Annotated in this window: 10 protein-coding genes and 2 tRNA genes; 2 read left to right on the top strand and 10 right to left on the bottom strand. The window is 39.7% G+C overall.

What is annotated here, in order from left to right:
• Positions 1-35: 35 nt before the first annotated feature.
• The gene (locus LQ226_RS18045; protein ID WP_231419445.1) at positions 36-1,439 is read left to right on the top strand and encodes an NAD-dependent malic enzyme; all 1,404 of its coding nucleotides are present in this window, start codon (positions 36-38) and stop codon (positions 1,437-1,439) included.
• Positions 1,440-1,460: 21 nt separating this feature from the next.
• Positions 1,461-2,942, top strand: coding sequence for a Na+/H+ antiporter NhaC family protein (locus LQ226_RS18040; protein ID WP_231419444.1), 1,482 nt, complete (start codon positions 1,461-1,463; stop codon positions 2,940-2,942).
• Positions 2,943-3,434: 492 nt separating this feature from the next.
• Here LQ226_RS18040 and LQ226_RS18035 read toward each other — a convergent pair whose 3' ends face one another.
• The 10 genes from LQ226_RS18035 to LQ226_RS17990 form a co-directional block, all read right to left on the bottom strand.
• Positions 3,435-3,614 carry a CxxH/CxxC protein gene (locus LQ226_RS18035; protein ID WP_231419443.1) on the bottom strand — a complete coding sequence of 60 codons (180 nt, stop codon included), beginning with the start codon at positions 3,612-3,614 and terminating at the stop codon, positions 3,435-3,437.
• 64 nt (positions 3,615-3,678) lie between these two features.
• Positions 3,679-4,899: a S1C family serine protease gene (locus LQ226_RS18030; RefSeq protein WP_231419442.1), complete on the bottom strand. Its 1,221-nt coding sequence runs from the start codon at positions 4,897-4,899 to the stop codon at positions 3,679-3,681.
• Between the two features lie 63 nt (positions 4,900-4,962).
• Complete coding sequence (locus tag LQ226_RS18025) at positions 4,963-5,766, bottom strand: MBL fold metallo-hydrolase (RefSeq protein WP_231419441.1); 804 nt, start codon at positions 5,764-5,766, stop codon at positions 4,963-4,965.
• Positions 5,763-6,635, bottom strand: a complete 873-nt coding sequence (locus tag LQ226_RS18020; protein ID WP_231419440.1) for a two-component system regulatory protein YycI — start codon at positions 6,633-6,635, stop codon at positions 5,763-5,765. The genes LQ226_RS18025 and LQ226_RS18020 overlap by 4 nt, the downstream gene beginning before the upstream one ends.
• Positions 6,635-7,936, bottom strand: a complete 1,302-nt coding sequence (locus tag LQ226_RS18015; protein ID WP_231419439.1) for a YycH family regulatory protein — start codon at positions 7,934-7,936, stop codon at positions 6,635-6,637. Before LQ226_RS18015 ends, LQ226_RS18020 begins: the two co-directional genes overlap by 1 nt.
• On the bottom strand, positions 7,936-9,792 hold the full coding sequence (gene walK, locus LQ226_RS18010) for a cell wall metabolism sensor histidine kinase WalK (RefSeq protein ID WP_231419438.1): 1,857 nt from the start codon (positions 9,790-9,792) through the stop codon (positions 7,936-7,938). The genes LQ226_RS18015 and walK overlap by 1 nt, the downstream gene beginning before the upstream one ends.
• 7 nt (positions 9,793-9,799) lie before the next feature.
• Positions 9,800-10,504: a response regulator YycF gene (gene yycF / locus LQ226_RS18005; protein ID WP_231419437.1), complete on the bottom strand. Its 705-nt coding sequence runs from the start codon at positions 10,502-10,504 to the stop codon at positions 9,800-9,802.
• Positions 10,505-10,645: 141 nt separating this feature from the next.
• A complete protein-coding gene (locus LQ226_RS21220; RefSeq protein ID WP_231419436.1) occupies positions 10,646-12,115 on the bottom strand; it encodes a peptidoglycan DD-metalloendopeptidase family protein in 1,470 nt (489 codons plus the stop codon).
• A 344-nt stretch (positions 12,116-12,459) separates the two neighbouring features.
• Positions 12,460-12,532 (bottom strand) — tRNA-Phe (locus LQ226_RS17995).
• Positions 12,533-12,562: 30 nt separating this feature from the next.
• A tRNA-Asp gene (locus LQ226_RS17990) sits at positions 12,563-12,639 on the bottom strand.
• Between the last annotated feature and the right edge of the window lie 14 nt (positions 12,640-12,653).

Below are 12,653 nucleotides of genomic sequence, written 5' to 3'. Positions count from 1 at the left end.
AGAACACTATTCATACAGAGAGGACATTCATACCCATGAGCAAATCGAGTATAAGCTTTATATTGCGACTGAAACTTGATAAGAAGACAGCTTCTTTCGGTCAGATTGCTACTGTTATTAGTTCAGCAGGCGGGGATCTTGTCGCCATAGATGTTATTAAGGAAAATAGAAACTCTACTATACGGGATCTAAGTATTAACATTCATCAGGAAGAGGTTCAAAATCGTATTACGGCTGAATTAAGGAAGTTAACAGGGATTACGATTCAACAGACCACTGACCGTACTTTCCTCGCTCATTCAGGTGGCAAGATTCACATTATGCCTAAAATCAAAATTGATAGCCGTGATGATATGTCGCGTGTTTACACACCTGAGGTAGCTAGAGTGTGCGAAGCAATTGATGAAAATGTAGAACTAGCCCACGACTATACCATTAAGAAGAATGCTGTGGCAGTGATTTCAGACGGAACCGCAGTTCTCGGTTTAGGAAAGATTAAACCAGAAGCAGCCATGCCTGTCATGGAAGGAAAAGCCATGCTATTCAAGCAATTCGCTGATATTGATGCTTACCCTATCTGTCTAGATACTCAAGATCCTGAAGAAATCATTACAATTGTTAAGGCACTCCAGCCCACATTTGGAGGGATTAACCTAGAAGACATAGCTTCTCCAAACTGCTTTTCCATTGAAGAACGCCTAAATAAAGAATTAGTCATTCCAGTGTTTCACGACGATCAGCACGGCACAGCTATTGTTGCATTAGCCGGATTGTTAAATGCCCTCAAACTCGTTTCTAAGCCTATCAAGGACTGTAAAATTATCGTTTGTGGGATTGGTGCAGCAGGTATGGCCATTACCAACATGCTACTAAAAGCAGGAGCGAAAACGATTATAGGCGTCGATGTTGAGGGAGCGCTTCATTGCAATCAAAACTACGATCGTCCCGGTTGGAATGAATTCGCTCAAAAAACCAATCCAAAGCAGGAAAAGGGAAAACTATGCGAGGTCATAAAGAATGCTGATGTGTTCATAGGTGTTTCAGCGCCTGGACTATTAACCAAAGCTGATATTAAAAAAATGGCCAAGGATCCAATCATATTTGCTTTAGCCAATCCGAATCCAGAAATAAAACCAGAAGAAGCAAAGCCTTATGCAGCTGTTATTGCTACAGGGAGATCCGATTATCCAAACCAAGTAAATAACGTATTGTGTTTCCCAGGTATATTCAGGGGGGCACTAGACTGTCGCGCTACGGAAATTAATGATGAAATGAAGCTTGCCGCGGCTAAAGCAATTGCTTCAACTATTGGAGAAGAGGAGTTAGACGCCGAATATATTATTCCGAGTGTGTTTAACAAGGAAGTCGTCCCCTCTATTCGCCAAGCCGTTATAGATGCAGCCGTTAACACGGGTGTGTCTCAGATTGAACCAGAATAGATACGAAAAAGGAGCACTCAAATGAACGAAGACGATAAAAAGCAACGACAAGATGCAGAAGAAGCCGTTGGCAAAAAAGACATTAAGCATTTGGCGTTCTACGGAGGCCCATTTACCGCTACCATCCCGCTTGTGTTTTTTATTATTTGGGCCATCTCTTTAAGTGTGACAAAGCTGGTTACAGAGGAAGCCCTTGTTTTGGGTATGGTAATCGGCGTCGCACTCGGCCTATTCTTCTGTAAAACCGTTTGGAAAGATTACGCCCAAGGATTAGTAGAGGGAATGGCTCAACCGATAGGAATTATTGCAGTCATTGCTTGGTTTTGGGCAGGGATGTTCGCTAAACTCTTAGCGGCCGGAGGACTGGTAGAAGGTCTAATTTGGGTTGGATTTCAGACAGGCCTTGAAGGTGGCTTTATTGTAGGATTAACCTTCCTATTGGCTGGTGTATTCTCAACAGCCGTAGGAACAGGGTACGGGACTGTAGCAACGTTCGGAATACTTATGTTTCCTGCAGGAATTATATTAGGGGCTGACCCCGTTATATTACTGGCAGCTATATTAAGCGGAGCTGTATTTGGTGATAACTTAGCCCCTGTATCGGACACCACCATCGTTTCAGCTACAACTCAGGAAGCGGATGTACCTGGAGTAGTCCGCTCTCGGTTTAAGTATTCCATTACAGCAGCTATACCTGCATTGATATTGTTTGTTATTTTAGGAGGAGGCGAGCAATCAAGCAATAAAGAAGCCTTTCTTCAGCTTCAAGAACAAGTAACACCTACAGGTTTATTGATGCTCATTCCATTTGCTATTGTATTATTTTTGGCTCTTTCCGGACGCCACTTATTAACATCATTAACAATAGGAATTGTATCCTCGATTGTCATGATCATTATAATTGGAGTCCCCCTTCGTAAAGTACTTTATATCTATCGCAACGAAGCAGGGGAAGCTGCAATTGGAGGCGCATTAATGAACGGAATCGGTGGATATTTTAATATGGCGATCCTCATTCTATTTATATTAGCAGCCGCTCACCTAATGGAGCTAGCTGGTACGATGGAAGCCATTAAAAACTTCTTTTTAAAAATTATAGATGGAATTGTCCGACGTGCTGAACTTTCGATTTTCGCCATCGTAGCCTTTTTAAATGTATTTATAACCATTAACACCGCTGCTGAAATTACGGCAGGACCTTTTGTTCGGAAAATTGGGGAAGAGTTTAATATACATCCATACAGAAGAGCCAATTTCCTTGATACTGTTTCGTCATCCTTAGGCTACATCTTCCCATGGAGTGGTGGTGTATTGTTAGCTTGGGCAACTATAAAAGGAGCAGCCAAGGAATATGAATTTCTACCTGTCGTAGGTCCTACGGAAGTATTTCCTTTTGTCTTTCAAGGATGGTTTCTATTACTAGTGATGTTTATTTCGGCCCTGACAGGTTGGGGGCTTCGCTATAAAGGTGAAAACGGAGAAGAAATTAAACCCACTAAATAAAGGATCCCTTTAAAAGGGTTCTTCATGGGGCTGTTTTTTAGAATTTCTAACACACGCATCTCTTTGCATAAATTAAGGAGATATTTATCCACAGTTTATTTCAATCGTCTAGGTTTACTCAAAAGCTTCACGTTTCATAGACCAACACGAACCTTCTCCACTACTTTTTTGTAACTATTCCGGTTTTATAACAAGAAAGTAATAGTACAATTTGTCCTGATTTATTATTTTCTTTGCTGAATTTAAGCAAAATGAATGTCTCAAAATCTGATTAGTTCTTAGGGATGGGACCTTTAGTCTTAGCATATAAAAACGTCAGTTTCTATTAAGAAACTGACGTTTTCCTTTACTCTTCTTATCAAAATTGTACGACTATTCCAACTTATCAACATACTTATCCACAATCTTAAAGTTCTTGTGATACTAACAAGGGAAAGGGGTATATAAACAAGTTATACACAAAGTTATCCACATATACACAAATGAATCACTTTATTTGGTATTAGAACCTGCGTTCGCCACTATATATGTAGCAGACTCACTACAGTATTCACACGCTGTGGATAATTGTTCATCTTTATTAAGTTGATCTAAGTTCGGGAAAGTTTCACACTCATCCACAATGACATCAATCCCCCGATCAACATGATCCTGACATACAAATAATTTCAAACTCCACACCTCCCTTATTTAAGAATAGGAAAAGCAGGGACATCAGCCCCCGCTTCTTGTTCTCTTAATAACTTTGATTGGACAACGTCATTGTAACTTCTTGCTGCTGTCCATTACGGAAGAATGTAACCGACATTTTGTCACCAACGTTTTTATCCTTATACAAATGTTTACGTAAATCAACGATGCTTTGAATGTCTTTACCGTCTAATTGGGTAATGACATCATATTGCTGAAGTCCTGCTTGGTCAGCTGGAGAAGCGGTTTGTACATTATCAACCACAACACCACCATCAACCTCTTTAGGTAAACCTAAGATTTCCCTTTGTTGAGAACGAGGGACTTCAGATAAAGAAACCGCTCCGATTCCCATAAATGGTCGAGTAACTTCTCCATCTTCTTCTATGTCTTCCATAATCGGAACAGCATTATTAATAGGGATAGCAAACCCGATTCCTTCTACTGCTGATTTAGCAATTTTCATGGAGTTGATTCCTATAAGCTGGCCTTTTATATTAATAAGGGCACCGCCGCTATTCCCTGGATTAATTGCAGCATCCGTTTGCATCACTTCTGCCTGCCAATCCATTCGTCCATCTCCATTGAAATCTTGAGGGATCGCCCTTTGCTTTCCGCTAATAATCCCTTTCGTAACAGATCCAGAGAACATCAACCCTAGTGGGCTACCAATAGCTATCGCTGGTTCCCCCACTTTTACATGGGACGAGTCGCCAATCTCAATCACCTTATCCACTTTTGAATCTTCGACGGTCAGAACAGCTAAATCTGTATATGGATCAGCTCCAACTAACTCCGCTTCAATGCGGGTTCCGTCAATTAAAGAAACTTCCACTCGGTCAGCACCTTGAACCACATGGTTATTGGTTACGATATAGGCTTTGCCGTTTTCTTTTTTATAAATAACACCAGAACCTGTGCCTGCCTCGCCACCAGATGGTTGCTCTTGGAATAAACCTGAGGATTCGCGAATCTTCACAACGCCTACAACGGCCTCTTGCACATCACTTACTACCTCTGTAACTTGAGTAGTAACATCCAAGTTCACATTTTCTGTTGTCGTATTATTACTTTCTCCTTCATCTGCTTGCACTTGTTTATTCTCTTGTGAGGATAAATCATATGGCAAGAGATTCGATTGAATAAGAGCGGGTAACGCTAACATGATTAACACAGCACCAAGGATAATACCTACAACCGTCGGCATAATCCAGCCAGGACGCTTGTGTTGATTGCCTGAAGGGGTTTGATCATCATAGTAGCCCATTTAGCCTTCAATCCTTTCTGAACTAGATCTATACTAGTTCCCCGTTACCTCCCCATACTTTTTCTAAACGTCATTCAGCGTATAGATGGGTGTAGCATGATTCGGGTCGGTATCAAATAAGTCAATCGCATTCCCTAAAGGAATACCACGTTCTTTTAACATATTCCCTACGGACATACGCGCTAGATCTTTCATGTTATTATCTTGACTTAAATGGGCTAAATAAATACGCTTTGTTGAATTGCCAATAATATCTGTTAATGCCAGTGCACTATCCTCATTAGAAACGTGCCCCTTGTCACCTAATATACGTCGTTTAACATTCCATGGATACCTTCCCATTCGGAGCATCTCCACGTCATGATTGGATTCAAATATATAAGCATCAGCGTCTTCAACGGTCTTCTTGATTCGCTCAGATACATATCCCGTGTCCGTCACTAAAGCTACTTTCTTGCCATTATGGTGAAACACATAAAACATTGGCTCTGCCGCATCATGAGAAACTCCGAATGATTCAACTTCAAGGTCGCCAAAAGCTTTCACAGTTTCCATAGAGAACTCAAACTTCTGATCTGTTGTGATCTTCCCAATCTGACCTTCCATTGCTTTCCACGTTTTCTCATTCGCATAGATCGGTAAATTATACCGTCTCGCGAGTATGCCTAAACCTTTAATGTGATCGCTATGCTCGTGAGTTACAAGGATGCCATTTAAATCATGCGGATCTACGTCTACTTGAGACATGACACGCTCTAATTGTTTCCCGCTTAACCCGGCATCTACAAGTAACTTCTGTTGTTCAGTACCGATATAAAAGGCATTGCCGGTACTTCCGGATGCCAGTACGCTAAAGTGCATACTCATGATCCTCCACCCCAAATTGATTGTTCCAAATCGATTTGCTTACTTATGCTAGACATTGTTTCATTTACAAATTCATCTTCGTCCGTTGAAATATACTGACCTTCGAGGCCACTGATAATAAAGTTTTGATCCTCATTCACTTTAATATTCCAAGTAGGAGAGAAAACCCGGTCTCCGTTCTCAAGCGGAACTAAGGTGTAATAGCCAACGTCAAACTTTGACACCACATCTCCACTGTATAATTTATTTTTATCGAATAAATTACCGATGGCTTGGATTGGTTTAACGAGGTCTATCTTCTCCTCTGTACTCTTCAAATCATCTAGATGGGTTTGGACGAAAGCTGTAATGCCATCCTTTTCTTCGTTCAATTGAGCCATTACAATGCCCGATTCATTGTAATAAATGGGATCTTCCTTGAAGCGTTGAAAGAAAATCAGGACATTGTATTTCTCATTGTAATCCCAGAACTGATACTCATCTCCAAATAAGATCTTATTGTTAATGGTACCCTCGATTGTCTCATCACTGCTTTCTAGATCAACGGCAACTGGCTCCTCAAAAACAGATATCAATATATTGTTATCTTCCCCATAAATCTCAGGTTTTTGGTTTTCGTTTTCTTCTAATTCCTCTTTGTCTTCTTCTTTAAAGGCATATCGTTTAGCAGAAATATAAGATTTCTTTGGCGCTTCTTTAGGTACATTGTTCAGTTGGATATCCTCTGTCTTTAACTGTTCCTCTAAACTTGTATCCGTTAGAAGTCCAAGTTGAGCCTGCTCTGTCTTATTCATAAATTGAAAGACCAAGAAGACATCTAATATTAAGAAGCATAGAATAAATAGCGTTTTAATCTGTCCCCATTGCATTATTCTGTGCTCCCTTCATCCACAAGCTCTTCCCAATCGTCCTGTCCTACATATTTTATAAACCATGCCGGCTCTAATAAAATGACGAGCTCTTGTTGACCTTTTATTTCCACTCTGTACCCAATCTTAATATCTTCAAATGACTGATCCTCAATATAAGGTAAAATCTCTCTCCCCGATAAAATATCGTCATGTTGATTCGGATTTAGGATGGGATACCTAAGCTGGATAAGAGGTCTTTCATACTCAACAAGGTCCTGGTTTCGCCATGTTTGGGTAATCTTTAAACTTAGCTCTTTTCCCCCATCTAAAACAGGATATCCATCCTGGAAAATTCGGTAATCAATAACATTATCTCGAATATCGAATAAATGATAGGAGGAGTTGGCTGTCCAACCGTTGTGGTCGTTTATATCATTCAAACTTTGCTTAATTAATTGTTGCCGAGACAGTTCGTTGGTTTCATCGGTTTGAAATTGCTCAAATCTCATATGTCTCTCATTTTCACTAACTTTCATTAACCGGTTGTCTATATTGTAAAATGTTTCCCCGTACGTTGAATTCCGTTTGACGAGTTTTGGATTATTAAACAAAACATTTTTCATCGTTTCCACATTTAACTTTTGAGCTTGAAATGGAAGAACAGGTAACGTAACTTGGGATTCAGGCAAATAGACCGGATTTCCGAAATAGTTGTCCACGCTGAAATATTCCATTTCACTATTCGAACCTGTTAAATACTTCTCGACAGCATTCGATACATCAAAATTACGAATAACAGCACTATAAGCTGTACCACTTTGCCGTGAAACAAAGTAAACATCATAATACTTAGATTGATTCTGTGTGAAAGAAATAAAGATTTGATCAATATTCATATTCATTTCTTTGACATCTTTCTCTGCTTCACCACCGATCGTAAAGGTACTAGCTAATGTGCTAAGTGGAATTCCAGCAGGGTAAACAATTTCAATAGATGATTCGGTCTCAATCACATCCTTAGAGACCAAATTGATATCCGTTAATGGCCACTTGACTATTTTTTCATATAAATTTTTTGTTTCATTCCAACTCTTTAATGAAAAATGTCTTTCATCCTGATGAAACAATAACAATTCTGGCTTAATAATATCCGATACGCTTTGCTGTACACCGTTATTCAACTTCGTCTCCGCCTCTAAAATAGGGCTTCCATTATTAATGTCATCGTATTCAGGTTGATAGGTCCAAAGGGCAAACGTAACCAATAGACTAATGGTTACGAGGAGCCCTAATATAATTGACTTTAAGTACTCCCACATTACTCTTCATCCCCCTCATATTGTTTCAATAACGGCAGGGTAAAGGTAACCTTTGTCCCCTTCCCTTCTTTACTATCAGCCCAAATCTCGCCCCCGTGAGCATCGATCATTTCCCTGGAAATAGCCAAACCTAAACCTGTACCTCCGAGGTTCCTGGCACGGGCTTTATCAACTCGGTAAAATCGTTCAAACACCTTTTCCAATTTCTCTTTAGGAATCCCAACTCCTTCATCAGAGATCGATACTTCTAATTTCTGTTGATGTTCATTGATCTCTAATTGAAAGCCGATCGTTCCTCCTTCTGGAGAATACTTAATGGCATTTGAAATGATGTTATCCAATACTTGGGTCATTTTATCCTTATCGATCCATACTTGAACTTCTTTATCCGGTAATTGCCGCTCAAAATTAATATGATCATCTTGATTAATTTCAAAGCGTTCTACAACCGTTTGGAAAAACCCAATAAAATTAACTTTCTCTTTGTGCATTTTATAATCTTTATTGTCCATTTTAGAGAGCTGTAATAGATCATTAACAAGACGAATCATACGTTCTGTTTCGTTTTGAGTCACGTCTAAAAAGCGCGGGGCAATTTCTTTATCTTCCCACGCACCTTCTGTTAGAGTTTCTAAATAGCTCTTCATGGTTGTAAGAGGTGTACGAAGTTCGTGTGAGACATTTGCAACGAATTCTCTTCGTTCTCGTTCAATTTTTTCCTGTTCTGTTACATCACTTAAGACGGTGATATACCCATTCATTTGTTCCATTTCGTATTGAACGGCCGTAAAGCTTGCCTTAAGTAAAAGCTGTTGTTCATCTTCACTAAAATCAATAATAATGGATTCCTGATCTTTTAGATCTGTAATACTATTAAGGCGCTTATGAATATTTAACACATTCAATAAAGGCTGGCCTTGTACATCTTCAATTTCTTGGCCGAGAAGTCTCGATGCAGGTTCATTCATGAGAATGATAGCCCCAGTATGGTCGGTAGCGATAACGCCTTCTGTCATATTGGAAAGAACTGAGCTTAGTTTTCGCCTCTCCCCTTCCGTTGTTGCCTGGGAGATTTTCAGTTTATCGTTCAGTTCATTAAACGAAACAGCCAGCTGTCCAATCTCATCTTGTCCATAGACATTGACTTTCTGAGAGAAGTCTCCGGCACCCATGATTTTTGCATGTTTCCTCATTTCAGTAATCGGCTTTGTAATGGTTCTTGCAATAACAATACCTAATAGCACAGAAATGGATACGCCAAGGAAAGTTCCGTTTGCAAAAATGCGGTTAATGTCTTGGAGCTGCCCATAGACCTTTTCAATAGAAGCTTTGAGATAGATCGCACCTACAACGACTTTCTGGTCTCCGTTTTGATTATCCTTTTCTTTTTCTTGGTAAATTGGAAAGGTTCGAACTAAAACCCGTTCACCTTTTTGGTTCACCTTCGTATCTGCGTCTACCGTCCCAAGCATCAGTGTCCGTTGTATTTCAGTTAGTGGAAGCCTCTTTCCTACTTTACTCTTATCAGAATCTTCCGTAGCTGCAATCACACGGCTTTTATTGTTTACAACTAATAGTTCTGATATATTCTCAGCATCAAACCCCTGAAGGATGTCCTGAACATCTTCTTCAAGGGAGGGGGCCTCTTCTTTTCGTTCTTTTGAGAATGCATCTTCCAACTGAATATTCAATATATCGACATTATTCGTTATAGATTCTTCAAAGTTCTGCTTCAATTTCTCTTCAAGTTGCTGAGAAAAGTAAGCTCCGATGACTTGAATCGGGAACAAAAGCAGGAGTGTAATAATGATAATAAACTTCAAGCGTATGGATTGAAAAAACCCCACCTTTTTCATAATTAAGCTACTCCTGTTCAGGGTTTCTCAAATAATACCCCACTCCACGACGGGTAACGATCCACATAGGTGTGCTTGGGTTCTCTTCGATTTTCTCACGTAATCGTCTGACAGTTACGTCCACTGTACGCACGTCGCCATAATAATCATATCCCCAGACCGTTTCAAGAAGATGCTCACGCGTCATAACCTGACCAATATTCTTTGCCAGGTAGTGAAGCAATTCAAATTCACGATGAGTCAGTTCAATCTGTTCACCGTCTCTTGTAACTGTGTAGGCATCAGGGTGAATAACCAGTTTCCCGATTTGAATATCATTGTTTGCCCTTCCGCTTTCCTCAGGCTCTTGCTGATGACGTCGTAAGTTTGCCTTTACCCTAGCAATCACTTCACGATTGCTGAACGGTTTGGTTACGTAGTCATCTGCTCCGAGCTCCAGACCAAGAACCTTATCGATCTCCGAATCTTTGGCTGTTAGCATTAGAATCGGCATGTTTTTTGTTTTACGAATTTCTCGACAAACTTCCATACCGTCTTTACCTGGCAGCATAATATCAAGGAGAATAATATCAGGGTCCTCTTGAAGTGCAAGATCGATGGCTTCATCCCCATCATAAGCACAAACCACGTTGTATCCTTCTTTTTCTAAGTTGAATTTTAGTATATCTGCAATTGGTTTTTCATCATCTACAACTAACACTTTAAAATTCATCTATACCCCTTCTTTCTATCAGGTCGTGTAGTTCTTTAATATTTAATTCTAACGTATTTTTCATTAAATGTCTTTTTCAATAGGATTACAATGCCCCATACGCAAAAAAATCCTGCAACACCAAGGATGCAGGATTTTTTCTTATCGACTTACGTAGTTCAGAGGATTCTGTAAGCTGCCATTTTTATGAACTTCAAAATGTAAGTGAACTCCCGTAGAGTCACCAGTGGTACCCATTATACCAATTGCCTGACCACTTCTCACGGTTTGACCAACGCTAACTTTAATAGAGGATAGGTGGGCATAAGTAGTCTTATAGCCATTGTTATGATCAATAACGACTTTATTCCCATATCCACCATCGCGACCAGCTTCAGTTACAACACCATTATCCGCAGCACTGATCGTGCGATTGCTCACTCCAGCGATATCAATCCCTTTGTGATAAGCGCCCCATCTCATGCCTTGCTTACTAGTAATCACGCCACCGACTGCAGGCCAACTGAAGTTACCCGTTCCTCTTGAAGGGATAACTTTTGTTCCTTTGACCACAACTTTTTTAACAGGTTCCTTTGTTGTTTCTTCATCGATTACCTTTTCGCTAGTGACCTTGCCATTCTTTGTTTTAATTTCGTACTCGATATCTTTAGAGCCATCTTGGCCTTCTTGTTTAACTTTTTGTTCACCTTTATAAAGGTCATCTGACTCGCGTACTTCAACTTCATATTTAAGAGTCTTTTTCTCTCGTTTCTTTTCAGTAACGAAGACATCGAGGTATGCCTCATAATCGGTAACATTTAACTCCTGCCCAATGTGAAGAAGGTCATCCTCTTTCAACTCAGGATTAAGTTCTTTAATCTTTTCAGAGTCCAGGTTATATTGACCGGCAATTTCTCCTAATACTTCACCTTCTTTAACCGTATGGAGCTGATCCGTTAAAACACCTTTTTTTAGAAGTTTAACCATGTCACTTACCGTTAATATATCCTTAGGAGCCACTTTTTCATCAGATAGTGAAACTTTTTCTGATAGAGATACGTCTACTATAGTAGAGTCACCTACTTTTACCGGCGCATCTTTTTGTTCTTGTGTCATACCTTCAAAAGCTTTTAAATCTTCAGGCGTGACATATTGAGTTTTGATCTTATTCAGTGCTTCATCCGCTTGCTCTTTTGAAGCCATATAACCTACAAGTTTTCCATCAACTTTAACTTTTGTACCATCAACTTTTACCGTTAGCTCATCTTTTAATGATTGAACAAGTTGTTGATTATTAAACGTTGGTCGGAACATTTTCTCAGGTACATATGTAACCTCTTCACCCACCGTTAAAGGAAGGTCTTTATGCTTTTGTTCAGCTTGATCGATTCTTTCATCGACATAATTCTTAACTACTTCTTTGTTGTCTACAATCCCTAAGTGCTCGCCATCAACATAAACGTGATACACAGTTGGAATCTGACTCTCGATGTTATCAGCATAAACAGAGCCAAACGTAATTCCCACACCTAAACAAGTCGTTAACGCAATCTTTTTCCATAAAGAATTTTTTCTAGGCTTTTGGTAATCAGCATTTTTGTTGAGAGGGCGTTTTGCTTTTTTCGTCCACACAACATTTTCCCCCTACAAGTTTTGCTTTATCTATAAATCTATATACGGACATTTTTACTACTTACTTTAGCACTCTATTAATCTATCATATTATCTACTCCCAGATAAATAGGATGTAGAACGATGTAATAAACTTGTATTATAGCTGCCAAATTAATCCGAAGGTATTAGTTTCTTTTTTTTATAATAGTGTAATTTTCTTCTTTTATGGAACTAAAACATTACAGTATATGGCGGAAATATTTCGAAACCATTACATATGATACAGTTCTTTCACATGCCAAAAGTCCCATTAGAAAAGAAATAAAAAACAGGGCCCTCTTATGAGAGTCCTGTTTGAAGAGTGGCTCGGGACGGAATCGAACCGCCGACACACGGATTTTCAGTCCGTTGCTCTACCGACTGAGCTACCGAGCCATAAATCACATTCTGTATTTGAAGATATAGTGGCGGTCCGGACGGGACTCGAACCCGCGACCTCCTGCGTGACAGGCAGGCATTCTAACCAACTGAACTACCGGACCTTACAAAGTATAGA

It is taken from the genome of Pontibacillus sp. HN14, assembly GCF_021129245.1.
Taxonomy (GTDB): domain Bacteria; phylum Bacillota; class Bacilli; order Bacillales; family BH030062; genus Pontibacillus.
This window is presented reverse-complemented; position numbering and strand designations above follow the sequence as displayed.